The sequence below is a fragment of the Magnetospirillum molischianum DSM 120 genome (genome assembly GCF_000294655.1).
Lineage (GTDB): Bacteria > Pseudomonadota > Alphaproteobacteria > Rhodospirillales > Magnetospirillaceae > Phaeospirillum > Phaeospirillum molischianum.
The window spans coordinates 101,798-120,282 of record NZ_CAHP01000012.1; the positions used below are offsets into that span (position 1 = coordinate 101,798).

Below are 18,485 nucleotides of genomic sequence, written 5' to 3' on the forward strand. Positions count from 1 at the left end.
CCGCCCGAATCAGGCGGAGAAGACCTCGCGGGCGCGCTGAGCCAGACCGCTTGCCACCGAGATGAATTCGCCGCCTGCGCTGATCTTGTCCTCGCCAAAGCGGCGGGCAAAAATCGCCCGCACCGATGGCACCAGCGACGATCCGCCGGTCAGGAAGACGCGGTCGATCCGTTCGGCTGGAATCGCTGTGGTGTCGAGCAGTCCTTCGACGCACTCCTCGATCGCGGTCAGCTCCTTGCCGATCCAGGTCTCGAACTCGCTGCGAGCGATCCGCCGTTCAACCAGAACCGGAGCGTGATCGAAGCGGAACAGGGTTTCCTCTCCCCGCGACAGATCCAGCTTGGCCCGCTCGACCGCACGGTAGAGGTGATAGCCGAGATTGTGCTCGATCAGCGCCAGCAATTGCTCGATCGGGTCGGGGTCTTCGACATGACGCTGGAGGTCGCGCAGCAGCCGAAGCGTCTTTGGCGTGTTGAGAAAGGCGACATGATGCCAGCGTTCCAGCTTGGCATAAATCCAGGCGGGCATTGGCAACGACTTGCCATCGCTGAGATAGGTATCGTTTTTGCCGAAATGTGCGGAGAGGCCGTGTTCGACGATGCGGCGGTCAAAAGCGTCACCGGCGATGCCGACACCGGCCGTACCGATGATCGCGTCTTCGGGTCGGGCCAGTTTCGCGCGTCCCGGTCCCAGTCGGATCAAGCAGAAATCGCTGGTGCCGCCGCCGAAATCGGCGACCAGGACAGTCTGATCCTCGGTCAGCCCGCTTTCGTAATAATAAGCGGCGGCGATCGGCTCGTACTCGAATACCACGTCGCTGATTCCGGCCTTGGCAAAGGCTTCGACCAGCCGCCCGGTGGCGTAATCGTCCTCGGTCTCGCCACCCTCGGCAACGAAGCGCACCGGCCGCCCAGCCACCACTCGCTCTACGCGTGTTCCCTGAGCCTCGGCGGCACGGCGAAGATGGGCGACGATCAGCGCCACCAGATCTTCCAGACTGTAGGTTCGGCCGAGGATCGAGGTGCCCGTGAACAACCGGCTGGTTAGATAGGATTTGAACGATTGCAGAAAACGGCACTCGCCGTCGCCGTGCAGATAGGCGTCGATCGCGTCGTGGCCGACCAATGGCACGATGTTGTGATGGGCGTCGCGGCGGGCGGCATCGAAGGCCAGGACCGAGCGCAAGGTCTGTGCCGGTCCTGCCGAGGTGGCGAAATGGACGACTTCCGCCGCCTGATCCCGCCCGGCGATCGCCACGGCGCTGTTGGTGGTGCCAAAGTCCATTCCGACGAACATGAGACCTCCTCGATGGGTAACGATAAAGACGGAGGCTCAGGCGAATTGACCGGCGACCCAGCCGCTGGCCCAGGCCCAGTGGAAGTTATAACCGCCCAGCCAGCCGGCGACATCGGCGGCCTCGCCCACCACGAACAGGCCGGGGTGGGCCTTGACCTCCATCGTCTTGGACGACAGGGCCGCAGTGTCGATTCCGCCCACGGTGACCTCGGCGGTGCGCCAACCTTCGGTGCCGGTGGGAGTCAGGCTCCAGTTTTTGACCTCGGCGGCGAGCGCGGTCAGCGCGGCATGAGTCGTCTGACCGATCGGGCGGCCGTCACATCCGGCCCGGACGGTCAACGCCTCGGCTAGGCGGGCGGGCAGATGCTCGGCCAGTACCGTCCGCACCTCCGCCTTGGGCCGTTCGGTCTTGCGCCCCAGGAGATACGCGGCGGCGTCGAGATCGGGCAACCAGTCGATCGCGATCGACTCGCCCTGTTGCCAGTAGGATGAGGCTTGCAGCACAGCCGGCCCCGACAGGCCGCGATGGGTGAGCAGAACCGCCTCACGGAACCGGGCGCGCCCGACCGAAACGATTGCCTCGACCGCGATCCCGGCCAGGGGGCGAATCAGGGCCAGATCGGTTTCGGCGAAGGTCAGTGGCACCAATCCGGGACGCGGCGTCACCACCGGGATATCGTAGCGGCGGGCGACGGCATGGGCAAAGCCGCTGGCTCCGATCTTGGGGATCGATAGCCCCCCGGTCGCCAGTACCACCGAAGCGGCGGTGAGTCCTCCCGCGCCGGTTGCCACGGTAAAGGGGCCATCGCCGCTGACCGCGCCAGCTTTCAGCCCGTAGCGCAGGTCAACCCCGGCGGCGGCGCATTCGGCGAGGAGCATCGTCACGATGTCTTCGGCCGAACGGTCGCAGAACAATTCGCCATGGCTGCGTTCGTGCCAGGGAATCCGATGCTGTCGCAGCAGGTCGAGAAAGTCGGTCGGGCGATAGCGCTTTAGCGCCGAGGTGCAGAAATGCGGATTGCCAGACAGATAGCGGTCGGGGGCAACTCCCAGATTGGTGAAGTTGCAGCGTCCACCGCCCGAGATCAAAATCTTGCGGCCCGGCTGGTCATTATGGTCGAGCACCAGCACCCGCCGCCCGCGCCGACCGGCAGCAGCAGCGCACATCAATCCGGCGGCACCGGCACCGATGACGATAACGTCGAAATTCATCGGTGGGGTTCTAGCCCGGATTTTGCCGTCTGTCACGGTCGGGTGGATCACATGGGGCGGATCATGGCGCAAACGCAGGGACGCTGCGATCCCAAAGCGGGGGTTTGCATAAGGGATATTTCAACCATGATCTCGGGTCCATCCCGCGTTACCAGAGGTAAAGCGGGGTGTTTGCGGCCCATCCGAATGACCTGATCCTCACCCATCGTCAGTGCGTTGCGCCATTCGACGTGTTGGGCACGAAGCGGCGCCGGGAGCAGTTTTTCGATGTTCTCCCCCAGCAACTCGTCGAGTGAATAGCCGCTTAAATGTTCGATTTCGGGATTGGACAGGATGATGCGTCCAGAGGAATCGACCACCAGAAGCCCAACCGGCATTCCATCGAGAATGGTGCGGAACCAATCCTCGGTCTGTTGGCTGAGATCCTGTTGGAGTCGGACCGATTCGGTCAGGCGGTTCACCTCGGCCAGATGATCGCGGGCCTGCCGTGTTGCCCGCAAAAAGTCGATCTGGACCGCCAGAGTCGGCAGGATCGTTTCGACCGTCGCCCGATTCTCGGCAAGCGCAGGAGAGAGCGAAGCCAGTTCAAGCACGCCCAGCACGCGACCATCGTGGACGAGCGGCAACAGCAGCAGGACGCGCGGCGATGCTTCGCCAGGGCCAGGGCCTGGGCGAAGCCGCCAGACTCCAGCCGGAGGATCTTCGAAACAAAGCGTCCGGCTCTGTCGGGCGCACTCTCCGATCATGCCGTCGCTCGTCCCGATTTGCTCTGGCGCTCTGCCGTTGCCATGAAATCCGGCCAGATGGAATCGTTGCCCGTCATCGTCGCTCACATACAGGCTACCCTGGTGCAGAGGCAGGTCGCGCCCCAGACCGGAGAAGAGTTCCTGAGCCATTTCGGTAAGGTTCGTGGTCTGGTGCAGACGGGCAATCAGGTCGAATTGCCGGTTCTGCCTTTCGGTGATGGCGATCTGTTGCCGTGCCTCGGCGTCTTGGATGCTTTGTTCCTGGCGCTGACGAGCCACCGCGTCGCGCCGACTCAGTGCCAGCAAGCCGAAACAGGCCGTTCCCAATGTCGCCAGGGCACCGATACCGGCACGGAGCGCCATCGGTGCCGCCGAGGCCAGATCGGTGAGAAGCACCAGCGACCAATCACCGCCTGGATCGTTCCATTTCAGCGGCAGCCGCGCCGCCATGTAACGGGTCTGGTCGATCTGCACGGTGGTTGAGTTGGGATCGAACGGCAGTGTTCTGATCCGATGCGGGCTATCGAAGGCGGCCCCGAACTGCCGCAGGGCGGCGATGGCGCGGATGCGGTCGTGGGAGGCGTCTCCGACAAGGGACAGAAGCCAGTCTCGTCGTGAACTTGCAAAGACCACTCCATGGGGGGACACCAGCAGGGCGATGTCGCTTCCATTCCGTAGGGATCGTTCAATCACGTCTATCCCGACTCGTCCCACCAAGGCACCGACCACGGCTTTTTGTTCGTTCTGGCTTGCCCAGACCGGCGCGGCAAGGAACAAGGCCCGTTCCCCGGTCGATATCCCCACTGCGGCATAGACGGTTTCGGTCCCATCGAGCGCGCTTTGGACGAAGGGTCTGAATCCGACGTCGGTGCCGATCCGTATTCGTCCCATGGCATCCCACGAGGCGACGATGATACCGGCGCGATTGACGACAAAGGTGCCCTCGCCGTTGATTTCGCGTCCAAGGGTTTCAAGGCTCCGAGCGGCGTTGTCGCCATCTGTTCGCCGGGCCGGGTCGCGGCCGGTCGCCGCGGCGCGAAGCGACGGATCGGTTTCGCCGGAAAAAACGACCGCCCCCATTGCCCGACCGCCCAGGGTTCGTTCGAGTAAGGCCGTAGCCTCGCGTTCCGCCCAATTGTCGAAGGCGACGCGGTTGTTGGCTTCCAGCGTTAGTCGGAACAACTCCGTTGTCCCAAGCCCGGCCAATAGCGCCAGCGTCAGGGTAAGAATAATATGCCGGGAGGTGATCAGGCGCATGATCAGGCGTTTCGGTTCGCGCCCGAACCGAGTCGTGGGGTTACATCCGCCTAGTGTCGGATCGGTCGAATCTCTGTTGTGTCTGTCGTCCATCACGCTGAAATCACCCCCGCGACCCCACTCCTTAGCAATAACACGTTCCGGTGTAGAAAGATGGCGATCGACGTAAGCGGCACGTCGTGGCGCTCCATTCCGAAAACGCAGGAATCTGCGTCTGTCTGCGTGTCGGTCTTTGGGGTATGCTGAATCGGAGTCAGCGTTTTGATCTCGCCGGGCGTGGGATGGGCGGATTTTTGGGCCACAAGCAGGGTGAGTCATGACCGGAAAAGCGTGGAATGTCGTCTTTCTGGCCGTTGGACTCGCGGCCTGTTCCGGCTCGGGCGATCCTGGCGGGGCGTCTCGATCCGGTTCGCAGCACGCCCCTAGCCTTAGTCCCAATGCCGAGCCGCTGACCGGCGGCGCGCTGGGATGGCGCGGATGCGAGGCGGCACTTGACGATTGGGCTGTCCGGGTCGATTCAGTTCATCGCGGTACGGTCTCGCGCCAAGACTTCCTGGCCGACGCCCGTGCGCAGTTTGCCCGGATGGACAGCGATGGCGATGGATTCATCACCGCCGATGAATTGTCAGTCTATCGCGCTCCGTTTCGTCCCGAAGCTCCTCCCAAACCACCCCATATCCGGCGCGACGAGCGGGACGAAGACGACGGATCGGTAAGCGGCCGTGTCGGCTTTCCCGGCGGCGGATGGGGCGGGCGGAGTGGTGGCCGTGATGGCGATGGTGGCCGTGAGCGACCCAATCCGGCCAACGGGATCGATCCGGTGATGTCGGCGGACACCAATCTCGATTTCAAGGTCAGCCTGGACGAGTTTCTGCATCAGGCTAACCTGATCTTCGACTCGCTCGATCTCAATCATAATGGTGTACTCGATCAGGCGGAATTGCGGCGGTTCTGCCTGTCTCCGTCGAAGTGATGGCGAGCTTAAATACCGCCGTTCAGCCGAACGTGAACGCGAACGCCTGGGCGCCGGGGCTAAGGAACTCGATCTCGAAGGTCCGGTCGCGGCTGGAATCGGTCTGTCGGATCAGCTGATAGAGCCGCCGTCCGGTGATCGTCCCCATTCCCTCGGCATTGATATCGAGACCATGATCGACGCCGGGGGCGGCACCGTCAAGCCGGACCCGGAACCGTACCGGAGCGTCGTTCTCGTCCGGTCCCAGCACCAGATGCAGGTCTCGGGCATGGAAACGAAACAGGATGCGGTCGCCGACTGCGGTGGCAATCGCCCGTTCGGATTCGATTTTCCACTCTCCCGCCAAGGCCCACTCATTGCGGCGCAGCTTTGCCGGGGCGGTATAAGGAGAGGTCCGGTCTGGGACAATGCCTCCGGGCGAACGGAAATTCTCAGCCCGGTCATGACCGAGATAGGTTTCGGGCGAGCCAAGCGTGGCGAAGTCTGCGGGGGCATGAACGCCCTGTGTCTCGACCGCGTTCTTGTCCGTCTCTGCGGGAAGTGTCCGTCCGGCCTCGGTCAGCAATTGGCGAATCACTTGTTCAGTGTGCTCGTAGCCACCTTCGCCGAAATGGTGGAACCGGATGCGGCCCTGCGGGTCGATGGCATAATGCGCGGGCCAGTAATGATTGTTGAACCCGCGCCACAGAGCATAATCGTTATCGATCGCAACCGGATACGTCACATTCAGGTCGCGTACCGCTCCAGTTACGTTCGGGATCGATTTCTCGAAGGCGAATTCAGGGGCGTGGATACCCAACACCACCAATCCCGCCTCGCGGTACTTGTCGGCCCAGGCGCGGACGTAGGGCAGGGTGCGCAGGCAGTTGATGCAGGAATAGGTCCAGAAATCGACCAGAACAACCTTCCCGCGCAGGTCGTCGGTGCTGAGGGGCGGTCCGTTCAGCCACGCCGTCGCCCCGCTCAACGAGGGCAGGATTCCTTCGATCGGAAGGCTCCCCTCGGATGCCGCCATCGCCGCCAGCATGTTCGGTGTCGGTTCAAGCTGGTCAAGTAGCCTCTGTTCAACGGCGACGGTGCTGGGCAACGACACTCGGCTGAGTACTCCGGTATCGAGTCCGAGGCCGATGACGGCAACTCCGATCAGAACCGCCGCGCCCAGGCCACGCCTGACCCATTCGCCGACACCAAGGCTCCGTTTCATCGCCGCGAACATTCGGCGCCCCAGCAGCAACGCCGCCGCCAATGACGTGGCCGCTCCGGCGGCATAGGCCACCAGCAGCAGCGTTGTGTGAATACTGGCTCCATCCAGCGCGGCGGCGGTCAGGATCACCCCCAGGATTGGTCCGGCACACGGAGCCCAGACCAATCCGGTGGCGATGCCGAGCAGAACCGGAGGCCAAACCGACCAAGTGGCTCCGTCAGATTCGCCGCGTTCCGCCAATTGGGACAGCCGACCGCCCAGTGTGACAAGGGGATGGCTGATTCGTTCGGCCAGACCGGGCCACAGCAGGGCCAATCCGAACAGCGCGAGCAGCACCAGAGCGATCCATCGCCCGGCTTGATTTGCTTCGACCGCCCAGCCGCCGCCCACCGCCGCCAGGGTCGCGATCAGGGCGAAGGTCAGTGCCATCCCGACCAGCATCGGCAACCCGCTTCGCAGGAAGGGACGCTCGGCTCCGGCAAACACGAACGGCAGAACCGGCAGGATACAGGGGCTGAGGACGGTCAGCCCTCCGGCGAGATAGGCGATGGCGAACAACAGCATCGGACGACCTCTCGATTCATGCCTAAACGGAACGGATCGCCACGCCTCGAAACGAAGATCAGGAGGTCTTGGGCGTGAATGTTAACGCTGTTCCGTTCATGCAATAGCGCAACCCGGTCGGTGCCGGTCCATCGTTGAAGACGTGGCCGAGGTGCCCCCCGCACTTGCTGCAATGAACCTCTGTCCGGGCCACGCCGATCTTATGGTCGGTCGAGGTGGCAACCGCCTTATCCTTCGGAGCCCAGAAGCTGGGCCAGCCGCTGCCGCTGTCGTACTTCGTGTTCGAGTCGAACAAAGGCTGTCCGCAGCCGACACAGGAAAACTCTCCGGCGCGGTGCTCATTGTTAAGAGGACTGGAAAACGGCCGCTCGGTCGCTTCCTCGCGCAGAACCGCAAACTGTTCCGGCGTCAGCATGCTGCGCCACTCCTTTGTTGTGTGAACCAGGGGGAAGTCTTCGCCTGCACGGGCGCGGGACGTGAAGAATGCGTTGGAGAGACCAAGAAGCGCGAGGCCGCTCGATCCTGACAAAAGGAAATGTCGTCGCGTCAACATGTCCGTGCTCCCGCAAGAAACCTTACTCTTGGCATGGTTTTCGTTTCGATGCGTCTGTCCGCATCTATCGATAGATTGGGGGCGAGGCGTGTGATGACAAGACGGGCGTCGCCGTCCTTTCGTCGGGCGACGGTCAGGGCGCGATCAGGCTGCGACCGTTCCATCGCCGCGCCAGCGGCCACGCCATCAGTGCCGCTGCGGCGGAAAGGCCCGCCATCACCCAGAAGGCTTCGCCATCCAGGCGCTCGTAGAGCGGTCCGGCGGCGGCGATGACCAGACCAGGGGCAAGCCCGACCGACAGAGCGGTGAAAAGTCCCTGGGCTCGCACCGACAGCGACGGCGGAACCGCCTGCTGGATGAAATGCATTGCTCCCAGATGGGCGCAGCCGAAGGTCGCGGCGTGCAGGATCTGAACCAGCGCGAGCAGGGCCGGTTCAGTGGTCGCGCCTAGCACGAACCAGCGGACGATCCCACATAAACCCGCCGACAGGATCAGTCCTGCCGGTCCTAGCCATGCCACCACCCGACCGCTGAGGGAGAACAGAACGATCTCGGCAACGACGCCTTCTGACCACAATAATCCGATCGTCGCATCGGACAGCCCCGCCGCTTTCCAATGCAAGGTCGCGAAGCCGTAATAAACGGTGTGGGCGGTCTGGTTCAGCGCGGTCGCGCCCAGGAACAATAGGAAGAGTCCCGATCCCAGCAGGGGCCGCAGCGGTGGCGGCGGGTGGTCGCGTAACTGGACGCGGGCATCGGGTAGCGCCGTGCAGGAAAGGGTCAGGCAGAACAGGATCGCACAAAACAGCCAGGGTAGATTGGTCACCGGCCACTCGGCCAAAGCGCGTCCAACCAGCGAGGCTGTCGCGACGAAAGCCAGCGATCCCCACAGTCGTATCCTGCCGTAATCAAGCTTTTCGCGGGCGGCGACCATCAGCACCAGACTGTCGCCAACCGGCATGAGTCCATTGAACGGCAGGAAGACCAGCAGCGTTACGATTAGGATCGGCCAGAATCCCCAGGCGAAGGGGAAGAGCAGGCAGAATATTGTTGCCGCTGCCGCCAGGATCAGAATCGGTCGTTTGCGGTCGCCGCGATGATCGACCCAATGTCCGACCAATGGATTGGCGACCAGCCGGGTGAGGTAGGTGAAGGCGATCAGAATGCCGATCTCGGACGGACTTAACCCCCGCGATGACAGCCAAAGCGGCCAGAACGGTGCAAGAATCCCGATGATCGAGAAGAGAGCCGAGTAATAGATGGCCAGTCGCATGGCCTTTCCCGTGCTGCTCATGCGCGCGGGAGTGGTGCCAGAACCAGACCTCGGCGGGTCAGAGAGGCGGCCATCTCGTCGGAAGCGAGGAATGCGTATTCGACCTTGCGCTGGTCCGTCAGCGTCTCGCAGGCTCGTAACGGCTCATCGACCTCGCCGGGATGACACATCACCAGGGTGCCGGGGCCGGGGAGGTCGGTAAATCGTTCGAATAATGCCGAATACGGGGTGCGACCGGAAAAGTCGTACACGCCGCGAAAGCGGAGATTGTGGGCGATCCCGGCCCGATGCAGATGGCGGCGCAATACGATTCCCAGAGCGGCAATCAATCCGGCGCGGGCCGGGTCGATTCCACGTCCCAGGATTGCCAGCGGATTATCCCAGCAGGACCGCACCCATCCACCGGGGGCCAGTCGGCGTGCGGCCAGATCGAGCACGATGTCACGCACCACCGGCAATTGATGGACATGATGGTGTCCGTCGAGGAAATCAGGTGCCCGCCCCATCGCCGCTTCGAACGAATCGACTTGCCGCTCTAATTCCGCAGCGATCTCGGCACGGTCGAGACGATGCAGCATCGCCCGTTTCAATAGCTTCCCCAGCGGGGGAAAGCGGCCATCTGGAGCCAGATCCGGCATCGTTCCCAATGGCGAATGATCGGTCAGGGTCAGATGAACGCCAAACTCGGCCCGCCTCGACAGCGGGCGTAGCAGCGCGGCTTCGGACGGCCAGAACGGTCCGGCGGTCATGCATCCGGTTGCCTGAAGGCGTCCCGCCTCGATCAGAGCGCGGATCGCACGTCCAATTCCAGGAGCAAGGCCGTAATCGTCGGCGCAGAGGGTCAGGGAGGGACTGGTCATCGGCTCAGGATAAAGGGGGGGCCAGTGTCGGCGCCAGTCTTAAAGACGCATTCCTGCCGTCTATCCCAGCGCTTGTTCCAGGTCGGCGATGATGTCCGCCGGGTCTTCGATTCCGACCGACAGACGGAAGGTGCCGTCGCCGGTCCAGTCGCGGTAGCTTTGCGCGGCTGCGGCGTTCAGGCGGAAAGACGAGCGGATGATGTCGTCCGACGGGATGTAAAACAAAAGGCTGCGGGTCTTGCCCAGGGATACGGCATAGGCCACCAGCTTCAGCCGTTCGGCGAAGCGGCGCGCCAAAGCCGGGCCATCATCGGCGGTGAACGACACCATGCCGGAGAAATTGCGCATCTGCCGCCGCGCCAGTTCGTGCTGGGGATGGGTGGGCGAACCCGGCCATATGACCCGCCCGACGCGGGGATGGTTGGACAGGAATTCGGTTACCGCGGCCGCGTTGGCTTGATGCGCCGCCATCCGCATTGGCAGGGTCTCAAGTCCGCGCAGGATCAGCCAGGCGGCAAAAGGATTGATCGCACCGCCAAAATGGATCAACGCCTCTTTGCGTAGACTGGCCAGCGCCTGGTGTTTCCCGATCACGGCCCCGCCCAGAGCATCGCCATGGCCGCAAGCATATTTGGTCAGGGAGTGAACGACGAAATCGGCTCCAAACTCCAGCGGGCGGGTCGCGATCGGCGTTGCCATCGTCGCATCGACCGACAGTTTAACGCCCTGCGGGCGGGCGATTTCAGCGATTGCGGAAATATCCGCCAGCCGCAGGATCGGGTTGGCGGGCGTTTCGATATGGACCAGTCGGGTTGATGGGCGGATTGCATCGGCGACGGCCTGAGGCGAAGAGGTGTCAACCTTCGTGACGTCGATGCCCCATTCCGGCAAGGTCTCGTGTGCCAGTTCGGCCACGCCAGCATAGCAGACGTCGGACAGGATCAAATGATCCCCAGCCTTCAGCATGTGGAAGAACAGACCGCTGATTGCCGCCATTCCGCTGGCGAAGGTCAGCGCCGCCTCGCCGCCATCAAGCGCGGCCAGACGTTGTTCCAGCGTTTCGGCGGTCGGATTGCTCCAGCGCGAATAAAAGTGAGGTGTCTGATCGCCCATATCGTTGGCGGAAAAGCCAATCGCATCCGGGTCGGCGAAGAAGCTGGTGGCGGGAACCAGGGGACTGAGAACCGGCTGGCCGGGAACGCTGTCGGACAGACCAGCGTGAATGGCAAGGGTGGCGGGATTCATGATCGTGAACGCTCCTCTGCGCGCCGACCGCATCCGACCGGACGTGATCGTCTACTTTACACTACTCTGACGGACCTTAGGGTGTTTGCCGCCACCAGACTTCGGTCCAGGCCTGCCCTGGCATTTCGGTATCCTCCGAATTCCAGTCTTGGCCATAAGCGCGCATCGCCCGGCTGGTTCGCAGCATGCCGACGCGGGTGGTTTTGGGAATGGAGAATCTACCTAAAGACGTTAATTTGCAGATGTAAATTTTCATTATGGTTGATGTGATCGCGATTTCGGAGCAACCATGTCATAGACGCGGGGAGGTGGATTGATGATGCGCCGATCGGGGCGGCCCCTTGAAAGCGATCGTCTTATCCAGCCCGTGCACCGCCCCTTGCCTGAACGCAAGGGGGTTCCTCCGTTCTTGAAAGGGTTTCCTGATGACTACGGGGACCGTGAAATGGTTCAACGCCCAAAAGGGTTTCGGCTTCATTGCCCCGGATGAGGGCGGCAAGGACGCCTTCGTCCATATCAGCGCGGTGGAGCGGTCGGGGCTGGGCGATCTGCGCGAAGGCCAGAAGGTCGGGTTCGATCTGGTCTCGGACACTAAAAGCGGCAAGATGGCGGCCGAGAATTTGAAGTCCGTGGATTGATCGGGGTGGGGGAGGGGACTCCCTCCCCCCCGGCGGCCCTTAACTGCGTGGAGCCAGGGCGGCTTTCAAGACTTCGACATTGTGGCGGAACATCGCCTCGTAGGTAGGGGCGGGGCCGTCAGCCGGTGACAGCGAGTCGGAATAGAGCGCGCCGCCGACAGTGCCGCCGCCATCCTTGGCGATCTGCTGGATCAGGCGGGGATCGGTCATCGCCTCGATGAAAATCGCCCGGATTTTAGTCGCCTTCATCTGCCGGATGAGAGCGGCGACATCCTTGGCCGTCGGTTCGGCCTCGGTGCTGATCCCAACCGGGGCCAGCAGTTCGATCCCATAGGCTTTACCAAAATAGCCAAAGGCGTCGTGGCTGGTGATGATCCTGCGTTCCGCCTTCGGGATCGCGCTCAATTCCCGATGCACCCAGGATTCGAGAACACCCAGGCGTTGGGAATAAGCCGCCGCCGCCGCCAGAAAGTGTTCGGCCCGATCAGGAGAGACCTGAGCCAGCGCTTCCCCGATATTACCCGCATAGAGCCGCCCATTGGCCAGGGATTGCCATGCATGGGGGTCGGTGGCACCGCCGTGGCCATCGGTGTGGCCGTGTGTGCGGTGGGACTCGTCTCCCTCTTCGTCTTCGTCCTTTAGCTCATGCGGCGTTACCCCGGTTGAGGCCACCGCGACCAGTGCCTTGCTTTTGGACGCCTGGAACAGACGGGCGAACCAGCCCTCGAAGCCCAACCCATTGACGACAATCAGATCGGCATCAGCGATCGCTTTGGCGTCGCTTGGCGTCGGTTGATAAACGTGGGCGTCGCCGTTGGGGCCGACCAGAGTGATAACCTGGACCTGATCGCCGCCGATCTGGCGCACCATGTCGCCGAGGATTGAAAAACTGGCGACGACCTTGAGTGGTTCGGCTAGAGCGTGACCGCTCAAGGCGATCAGCAGCGTGGAAACAAGGGCGATACGGGACAGCATGACGGAAAGAACCTCCAGGGAAACATCTCGATACGTTATAACATAACATACGGGGTGTTCAGGCCCATCACTTCGTTGGCCGGTTGGTATCAGTCGTCCGATTTCAGGCATGGAGAGACGAACAACTCGCCTCGCCATGCTCCGCACAGGGTGCGCGCTCCGACGATCAGCCACAGCACCGCCAGACCTGCGACCAGGATTTGGCCGAATGTCGTGAAAGCCGGTATCGGCAGCACGGTGCCAAGGCGCAAAGTCGCCACCGCATAGACGCCCAGAGGAAAGGTGTAGCCCCACCAGCCGAGATTGAATGGCAGGCCGTGGCGCAGATAGCGCAGGGTGATCAAAACGGCCTGTGCTCCCCACCAAAGCCCATAGCCCCAGAGCAGGAGCGCGCCGATAAGGCCGATACCATGAGCGGCAGGACCATAGGCAGTGAGATCGTTGGCGGCGAAGATCGCCGGAGCGGCGTCCCCCAGTACCAGCAGGCCCAAGGCTCCGGTGCCGATAGGGCCGAGTGCCAGCCAACTCGACGCCGCCATGCTGGCGTGCGGCAGCTTGTGCACTGCCATCCGTAGCACCAGGATGACAAGAACGCTCATCGCCAGCGGTACAGAGCAGGCCCACAGCGCATAACCGACGATCAGAACCAGCAATTGGGACGATGGATCGGCCAGATGCGGTGCGAGCAAACCGCCGCTGACGGCAGCGACTTCGGCGGCAACCACCGGCAACAGCCACACGGCGGTCATCTGATCGATGGTATGGCTCTGACGGGTGAACATCAGAAAAGGGATCAAGATGCCGCAGGCCAGAGCCAACGCGGCGTCGAACCACCACAGCCCCTCGGCGATCGTAATCGCGGCTTCGCCCCAATGCGTCGGTCCGAAGATCAGGAATCCGTTGATAATCGTCGCTAATCCCATCGGGATACAGCCGAAGAACATCGACACGACCGAATGACCGAAAATCCGACGCGCTCCGTCGAAGAAGAAGATCCATCGTGCCGTGTACAGCCCGGTGAAGAGCACGAACAAGCCGATGTTGAACGCCCACAGCGCTTCGGCGGCGACGGCAAAGTCAAGCTCTCGCGCCGGAATCTGAGCCAAGGCGATGGACAGGATGCCGGTTCCCATCGTCGCGGCGAACCAGTTAGGAGTGAATTGACGCACCACCTCACGCGGGTGGTCGAGCCGGGAAAACGGCCGGAGGGAGGACGCGAACCCACTCATCATAAAGCCTCCGTTTCCGTGGGGGAGGGCAGTCCGTCACGGATCAGGGCGAGCAGGGCGTCTTTTGCCTTGGCGCGGTGGCGGTCGCCGTGGCGGATCACGGTAAAAGATCGAAGCGGGAAGGGGAGGCCGACGGTTGCTAGTCGTCCCGCGCGCAGAGCCGATTCGACGACGAGGTGCGATATCACCGTCACCCCGGCTCCGGCTTCGACTGCGCTCCGCACGGCTTCGTTCGAGGGAAGCTCCATGGCGACGGTTAAGGCGCGGGGATCGATGCCATACTCGCCAAGCGCCGCTTCGAATATCTGGCGGGTGCCTGACCCGGCTTCGCGCAAAACCCATGCAAGGCCGATGATCTCGGCGGGCGTAACATCTTTTGCTCCGGCGAGAGGATGGCCCGAGCCGACCGCCATCACCAGCCGATCCCCCGGCACGGACAGCCGCGCGAGGATAGGGTCGTCGATATCGCCTTCGACAAAGCCAAGGTCGGCCGTGCCCTCTCGCACGGCGCGGGCGACTTGACGGGTGTTGCCGATCGTCAGCGAGACGGTGATATCGGGATAGCGTTCGCGAAACCGATGCAGCCAGGGCGGCAGCCAGTATCCGGCGATGGTCTGGCTGGCATAAAGATCAAGATGTCCGCGCCGCAGGCCGGACAAATCGGCCAGCATCGTCTCGGCCCTGTTCGCCAGGGCCAGCATCGCTTTCGCTTCAGGAAGAAACAGACGCCCCGCCTGAGTCAGTTCGATATGGCGTCCGATCCGATCGAACAGAGCCAAACCATAGCGGGCCTCCAACGCGGCAATCGAGGCGCTGGCCGCGGATTGGGTTAGCCCCAGCGCTTGTGCCGCACGGGTTACATGCAGGCTCTCGGCAACGGCAACGAAAACCTTGATCTGATCGAGCGTCATCGGACCTCCTGACGACGGGCCATCGTTATGTCTGCCCGTCGTCAGGATCGCCTTCGACGATCAATCGATCAAACTCATTATTGTGTTCTGTTCAACAATTAAATCTGATCGATTTGTGTGGTGCCTCAGCACATCGGGCAGGGGATAACCGGCAGGCCGCGTCGTAGCCAGCCGGGACCGGCATCACTGCCCAGCATCCCTTCCCGGATATTGACGACGTGGGTGAAGCCGTTTTCGATCAGCAGCCTCTGCACCTGGGTCGAGCGGTTGCCGCTGCGGCAGATGATCGCGACCGGGGTCGAACGGTCGCCACCGATTGCTTGGGTGAGGTGTTCGACGAATTGCGTCTGTCCGGTCCGATTCTGATAATCGAGCCGCTTGGCTCCCGCCGGAACACCAGTCTGACGCCATTCTTCTGGGGTGCGGACATCGACCAGCGTCATCTTTCCGGCAACGACCAAAGCGTTTGCCTCGGGCGCGGACAGGACGATCTCCTGCGATTGGGCCGCTGTTCCGCCCAGCAGGGACAAGAGGACGGTGAGGGCGCCAAAACTGCGCCACGATGGAAACGTCATGCGCTTTTCTCTTCAATGGCACCGGTGGTCGGATTGATGCCGAGCAGAGGAAGTCCGGCTTCCTTCCACGCGGCCAATCCGCCCTTGATGTGGTAGGCGACCGAATGGCCAGCATCGATCATCCGCTGGGCCGCGATGCCGGATCGCTTTGACGTTCCGCATTGCAATACGATCTTCTGGTTCCCTCCGGATGGCAGAGCGGCAGGGGTAAAGGTCGCAAGCGGAAATAAAAGCGCGCCGGGAATCCGCTCGAATCCATATTCATAGGGTTCGCGGACATCGATCAGAACTGCCGTGCCCTGGTCCATCCAGCTTTTGGCTTCAGCGGGGGAAACGTCAACGAGTCCGGTTTCGTTCATGGCCGTTCTCTCCATATTGAGTTCGCCTAATATTAAGCTGTACTAATGTTGAGTGCCAATCGGAATTCAGAACCAAACGCCGGTGGTGAGGCATATCTCTGGCCAGACCTCTTCCAATGACGGATGATCCCGGCGCAGGAAAGACGGGGCTTCGCCGGGATGCCTCAGGGAGGACTATGGACAGAGATCCGCGATGAGCAACCGAACCAAGATCCTGCTGCTCTCCGTAGCGACGGTACTGCTGACTGTCGCGGTGGTCGGAATCGTCGGTTATTGGTACGCGCAGCCAACGACGGTCACGATTGCCGTCGGTCCCGAGGACAGCCCCGAATATCGCTTCGCCCGTCGTCTGTCGGAAACTCTGGCGCAGAACCGCGCCTCGATCGCTCTCTCCCTCGATGTCAGTGAAACATCGGCTCAGGCGTTGTCGCGTTTTGCCCGCCATGATGCCGAGCTTGCCATCCTGCGCACGGATGAACGTCGGATTCCCACTTCGGCGCGGGCGTTGGCGGTGCTGGAGCATGAAGCGATCCTGGTGATCGGGGTGCGCAAGACCCGTATCGATACGCTGGCCGATCTTGAAGGGCACAAGGTGACGGTGTTGGGGCGCGACGGACGCAACGAGGCGTTTCTCCGCCGATTGCTTGAGCAATATAAAGTTGATTTCAGGCGGATCGACCTGCGAACCGTTCCTCCCGAGACCAAGCTCGATGCGTTGTTGACGGCAGGAAACGATCTTGTCGTGCTGTTCGAACCGCTGTCGCGATTGGAATCCTCCAGCGAGTTCGGCACCCTTGCGAGCAGCCTGCGCGGCGTTTCTGTCCATGCCATCGGCGATGCCAAAGCGCTGGAGCGGAAAGTGCCCGGACTTTACGCAGAAACGATCGAAGCCGGTCTCCTCTCTGTATCGCCCCGTATCCCCGAGGACGAAATCGAGACCGTGGCTCTACACAAGATCCTGGTGGCCCGGTCCAAGCTGCCAGAGCCGCAGGTGATCGAGTTGATGCGCGCTCTGTTCGAGAATGGCCGTCAACTCGGGATCGAAAAGACCTTTGGTACCCGCATCGAACCTCCAGACACCGAGAAGGGGGCCTTGATCGCCACTCATGAGGGGGCCAGCCAGTATGTCGAGCGCGAAGTGCAAACTGTGTTCGAGCGCTATTCCGACCTGATCTATCTCGGCATGTCGGCCGCCAGCATTTTCGGTTCGACGGCGATCGCGCTCTACAGCACGGTCTTTCGCCGCCGCCCGGTCCAGGCCGAAGACCGGATCGGTGTCTTGATCGCGTTGCGGCAACGCGCTCGCACCGCGACACTCCTGGAGGAATGCGATGCCGTCGAGGCCGAACTCGACGCCCTGATCGACGGGGTGTTGGAGGGCATTTCCGCCGGAGTAATCGCTCCCCGTGGGCTGGAGGCCTTTCAGCTGGGGTGCGAGACCTGTCGTGCTGTTCTGGTGGCGACGCGCGCCAGAATCAGATGATGTGGTTCTAGAACAATTCGCCGTCGTGGCTGGCGGTGCTGACGAACATCACGTCTTCGTCGCCCAAGCCGTATTTCGCGACGACGCGCCACTCAGGCTCTTCGTCGGCAATCCTCGTCGCCAGTTCTATTAGGTAGACCGACTCCCCCATGACGAGAGGGCGGGTTCGCGATGGGCTGGGTGCGACGGTAAGAAGCGTGGTCATGGTTGTTTCCCTTCCCCACGAAGCGGGCCAGCTTGCCCCATGCCCATCACTTTAGCATTGGAATGCATCATTCATTGGCGATGCAAATGAATGGAGTGTGAATGCGTCGTATACATTTTTTAGAGTTGTTTGGTCGTAACCGCTATAAGCTAAAAAGTGTCACCAGCCGGGGGCTCCGTGAGTTTTTGGAAAAAGTTCTGAATTTTGTTAAGAAAGCGGTTGACGGTTATGTTTGATGGGCTTAGAAAGCGCGCCTCGCCGGGACGAACCGATTTGGTTTGAAGCGGCGGGGGTCGGCGGGTTGACTGGTTGTGCCGCGAGGCAGAAAAAAAGCAGTTGACACGATGATCTGGTCGGGATAGAAACCGCCCCTCGCTGCGACGGACCGAAAGGTTCTGAAGCGGCGGCGAAGACCGAAAACGGAAATCGCCGCGAAGCGAAAAAAAGAGATTGACACGGCCGGCCGGGCCGATTATAAACCGGCCTCCCCGCTGCGGTGGGGCCCGCGGTGAAGCGGGACGGAAGTTGGGAACGACTTCCTGCTGTTTGACAAGTGAAGAGACAGGAAGGGATGCGCAGGCGGCGCCGGGTCTGGAAAGACCGGAACCGGCCAAAGTCTAGTGCATCTTGCAAATGCGTGATGTAAATTGCTTTGGACGAGCTCTGTTCCGTGCCTTGGGCACGGAAGTCAACTTGAGAGTTTGATCCTGGCTCAGAACGAACGCTGGCGGCAGGCTTAACACATGCAAGTCGAACGAAGGCTTCGGCCTTAGTGGCGCACGGGTGAGTAACACGTGGGAATATACCTCTCGGTGGGGAATAACGTCGGGAAACTGACGCTAATACCGCATACGCCCTTAGGGGGAAAGATTTATCGCCGAGAGATTAGCCCGCGTCCGATTAGCTAGTTGGTGAGGTAAAAGCTCA

At 61.9% G+C, this 18,485-nt stretch carries 18 protein-coding genes and 1 rRNA gene; 5 read left to right on the plus strand and 14 right to left on the minus strand.

All coding sequences use genetic code 11. The annotated features are described in order from the left end of the window. Nucleotides 1-9 precede the first annotated feature (9 nt). From PHAMO_RS03895 to PHAMO_RS03905, 3 genes are read right to left on the minus strand one after another with little or no spacing between them, the layout of a single operon-like run. Complete coding sequence (locus tag PHAMO_RS03895; RefSeq protein WP_002726642.1) at nucleotides 10-1,296, minus strand: Hsp70 family protein; 1,287 nt, start codon at nucleotides 1,294-1,296, stop codon at nucleotides 10-12. 36 nt (nucleotides 1,297-1,332) lie between these two features. After that, nucleotides 1,333-2,508: a BaiN/RdsA family NAD(P)/FAD-dependent oxidoreductase gene (locus PHAMO_RS03900; RefSeq protein WP_002726644.1), complete on the minus strand. Its 1,176-nt coding sequence runs from the start codon at nucleotides 2,506-2,508 to the stop codon at nucleotides 1,333-1,335. Between the two features lie 47 nt (nucleotides 2,509-2,555). After that, nucleotides 2,556-4,511, minus strand: a complete 1,956-nt coding sequence (locus tag PHAMO_RS03905; RefSeq protein WP_162136939.1) for a PAS domain S-box protein — start codon at nucleotides 4,509-4,511, stop codon at nucleotides 2,556-2,558. Between the two features lie 316 nt (nucleotides 4,512-4,827). Between PHAMO_RS03905 and PHAMO_RS03910 the strand changes: the two genes are divergently transcribed. Beyond that, nucleotides 4,828-5,484: an EF-hand domain-containing protein gene (locus tag PHAMO_RS03910; protein ID WP_002726650.1), complete on the plus strand. Its 657-nt coding sequence runs from the start codon at nucleotides 4,828-4,830 to the stop codon at nucleotides 5,482-5,484. A gap of 22 nt (nucleotides 5,485-5,506) precedes the next feature. Here the strand turns inward: PHAMO_RS03910 and PHAMO_RS03915 are convergent, their stop codons facing one another. From PHAMO_RS03915 to PHAMO_RS03935, 5 genes are all read right to left on the minus strand, one after another. Continuing rightward, on the minus strand, nucleotides 5,507-7,252 hold the full coding sequence (locus PHAMO_RS03915) for a cytochrome c biogenesis protein DipZ (RefSeq protein ID WP_002726652.1): 1,746 nt from the start codon (nucleotides 7,250-7,252) through the stop codon (nucleotides 5,507-5,509). Between the two features lie 58 nt (nucleotides 7,253-7,310). Beyond that, nucleotides 7,311-7,697 (minus strand): peptide-methionine (R)-S-oxide reductase MsrB, encoded by a 387-nt coding sequence (gene msrB, locus PHAMO_RS03920; protein WP_456085322.1) that lies wholly within the window; start codon nucleotides 7,695-7,697, stop codon nucleotides 7,311-7,313. Nucleotides 7,698-7,938: 241 nt separating this feature from the next. Further along, nucleotides 7,939-9,078, minus strand: a complete 1,140-nt coding sequence (locus PHAMO_RS03925; RefSeq protein WP_235720785.1) for a 3-phenylpropionate MFS transporter — start codon at nucleotides 9,076-9,078, stop codon at nucleotides 7,939-7,941. A 17-nt stretch (nucleotides 9,079-9,095) separates the two neighbouring features. Beyond that, nucleotides 9,096-9,938: a ChbG/HpnK family deacetylase gene (locus PHAMO_RS03930; RefSeq protein ID WP_002726660.1), complete on the minus strand. Its 843-nt coding sequence runs from the start codon at nucleotides 9,936-9,938 to the stop codon at nucleotides 9,096-9,098. 60 nt (nucleotides 9,939-9,998) lie between these two features. Further along, on the minus strand, nucleotides 9,999-11,183 hold the full coding sequence (locus PHAMO_RS03935; protein WP_002726661.1) for a trans-sulfuration enzyme family protein: 1,185 nt from the start codon (nucleotides 11,181-11,183) through the stop codon (nucleotides 9,999-10,001). A 425-nt stretch (nucleotides 11,184-11,608) separates the two neighbouring features. On the opposite strand from PHAMO_RS03935, the gene PHAMO_RS03940 reads away from it, so the two are divergent. Next, the gene (locus tag PHAMO_RS03940) at nucleotides 11,609-11,821 is read left to right on the plus strand and encodes a cold-shock protein (protein ID WP_002726664.1); all 213 of its coding nucleotides are present in this window, start codon (nucleotides 11,609-11,611) and stop codon (nucleotides 11,819-11,821) included. Nucleotides 11,822-11,860: 39 nt separating this feature from the next. Here PHAMO_RS03940 and PHAMO_RS03945 read toward each other — a convergent pair whose 3' ends face one another. The 5 genes from PHAMO_RS03945 to PHAMO_RS03965 form a co-directional block, all read right to left on the minus strand. Continuing rightward, complete coding sequence (locus PHAMO_RS03945; protein ID WP_002726665.1) at nucleotides 11,861-12,796, minus strand: metal ABC transporter substrate-binding protein; 936 nt, start codon at nucleotides 12,794-12,796, stop codon at nucleotides 11,861-11,863. A gap of 89 nt (nucleotides 12,797-12,885) precedes the next feature. After that, a complete protein-coding gene (locus PHAMO_RS03950; RefSeq protein ID WP_002726666.1) occupies nucleotides 12,886-14,028 on the minus strand; it encodes a TDT family transporter in 1,143 nt (380 codons plus the stop codon). Continuing rightward, a complete protein-coding gene (locus tag PHAMO_RS03955; protein WP_002726667.1) occupies nucleotides 14,025-14,936 on the minus strand; it encodes a LysR family transcriptional regulator in 912 nt (303 codons plus the stop codon). Before PHAMO_RS03955 ends, PHAMO_RS03950 begins: the two co-directional genes overlap by 4 nt. 125 nt (nucleotides 14,937-15,061) lie before the next feature. Next, nucleotides 15,062-15,511 carry a rhodanese-like domain-containing protein gene (locus PHAMO_RS03960; RefSeq protein ID WP_002726668.1) on the minus strand — a complete coding sequence of 150 codons (450 nt, stop codon included), beginning with the start codon at nucleotides 15,509-15,511 and terminating at the stop codon, nucleotides 15,062-15,064. Continuing rightward, the gene (locus PHAMO_RS03965) at nucleotides 15,508-15,870 is read right to left on the minus strand and encodes a rhodanese-like domain-containing protein (protein WP_002726669.1); all 363 of its coding nucleotides are present in this window, start codon (nucleotides 15,868-15,870) and stop codon (nucleotides 15,508-15,510) included. The genes PHAMO_RS03960 and PHAMO_RS03965 overlap by 4 nt, the downstream gene beginning before the upstream one ends. A 193-nt stretch (nucleotides 15,871-16,063) precedes the next feature. On the opposite strand from PHAMO_RS03965, the gene PHAMO_RS03970 reads away from it, so the two are divergent. After that, nucleotides 16,064-17,353: a TAXI family TRAP transporter solute-binding subunit gene (locus tag PHAMO_RS03970; RefSeq protein WP_002726670.1), complete on the plus strand. Its 1,290-nt coding sequence runs from the start codon at nucleotides 16,064-16,066 to the stop codon at nucleotides 17,351-17,353. Between the two features lie 7 nt (nucleotides 17,354-17,360). Here PHAMO_RS03970 and PHAMO_RS03975 read toward each other — a convergent pair whose 3' ends face one another. Further along, complete coding sequence (locus tag PHAMO_RS03975) at nucleotides 17,361-17,558, minus strand: hypothetical protein (protein ID WP_002726671.1); 198 nt, start codon at nucleotides 17,556-17,558, stop codon at nucleotides 17,361-17,363. A 101-nt stretch (nucleotides 17,559-17,659) separates the two neighbouring features. Between PHAMO_RS03975 and PHAMO_RS20170 the strand changes: the two genes are divergently transcribed. Both PHAMO_RS20170 and PHAMO_RS03980 read left to right on the plus strand, forming a co-directional pair. Then, entirely contained in the window at nucleotides 17,660-17,794 is a 135-nt protein-coding gene (locus PHAMO_RS20170) for a hypothetical protein (protein ID WP_002726672.1), read from the plus strand. A 453-nt stretch (nucleotides 17,795-18,247) separates the two neighbouring features. Further along, nucleotides 18,248-18,485: ribosomal RNA gene (locus PHAMO_RS03980) — 16S ribosomal RNA — on the plus strand; the annotation flags it as partial.

Bases quoted from the DNA above. Each gene is read 5' to 3' on its own strand.
- PHAMO_RS03965 (WP_002726669.1), bottom strand. From the start codon at position 15,870: ATGAACGAAACCGGACTCGTTGACGTTTCCCCCGCTGAAGCCAAAAGC.
- PHAMO_RS20170 (WP_002726672.1), top strand. From the start codon at position 17,660: ATGCGTCGTATACATTTTTTAGAGTTGTTTGGTCGTAACCGCTATAAG.
- PHAMO_RS03975 (WP_002726671.1), bottom strand. From the start codon at position 17,558: ATGACCACGCTTCTTACCGTCGCACCCAGCCCATCGCGAACCCGCCCT.
- PHAMO_RS03945 (WP_002726665.1), bottom strand. From the start codon at position 12,796: ATGCTGTCCCGTATCGCCCTTGTTTCCACGCTGCTGATCGCCTTGAGC.
- PHAMO_RS03895 (WP_002726642.1), bottom strand. From the start codon at position 1,296: ATGTTCGTCGGAATGGACTTTGGCACCACCAACAGCGCCGTGGCGATC.
- PHAMO_RS03935 (WP_002726661.1), bottom strand. From the start codon at position 11,183: ATGAATCCCGCCACCCTTGCCATTCACGCTGGTCTGTCCGACAGCGTT.
- PHAMO_RS03910 (WP_002726650.1), top strand. From the start codon at position 4,828: ATGACCGGAAAAGCGTGGAATGTCGTCTTTCTGGCCGTTGGACTCGCG.
- PHAMO_RS03905 (WP_162136939.1), bottom strand. From the start codon at position 4,511: ATGCGCCTGATCACCTCCCGGCATATTATTCTTACCCTGACGCTGGCG.
- PHAMO_RS03950 (WP_002726666.1), bottom strand. From the start codon at position 14,028: ATGATGAGTGGGTTCGCGTCCTCCCTCCGGCCGTTTTCCCGGCTCGAC.
- PHAMO_RS03960 (WP_002726668.1), bottom strand. From the start codon at position 15,511: ATGACGTTTCCATCGTGGCGCAGTTTTGGCGCCCTCACCGTCCTCTTG.
- PHAMO_RS03915 (WP_002726652.1), bottom strand. From the start codon at position 7,252: ATGCTGTTGTTCGCCATCGCCTATCTCGCCGGAGGGCTGACCGTCCTC.
- PHAMO_RS03925 (WP_235720785.1), bottom strand. From the start codon at position 9,078: ATGCGACTGGCCATCTATTACTCGGCTCTCTTCTCGATCATCGGGATT.
- PHAMO_RS03930 (WP_002726660.1), bottom strand. From the start codon at position 9,938: ATGACCAGTCCCTCCCTGACCCTCTGCGCCGACGATTACGGCCTTGCT.
- PHAMO_RS03970 (WP_002726670.1), top strand. From the start codon at position 16,064: ATGAGCAACCGAACCAAGATCCTGCTGCTCTCCGTAGCGACGGTACTG.
- PHAMO_RS03900 (WP_002726644.1), bottom strand. From the start codon at position 2,508: ATGAATTTCGACGTTATCGTCATCGGTGCCGGTGCCGCCGGATTGATG.
- PHAMO_RS03955 (WP_002726667.1), bottom strand. From the start codon at position 14,936: ATGACGCTCGATCAGATCAAGGTTTTCGTTGCCGTTGCCGAGAGCCTG.
- PHAMO_RS03940 (WP_002726664.1), top strand. From the start codon at position 11,609: ATGACTACGGGGACCGTGAAATGGTTCAACGCCCAAAAGGGTTTCGGC.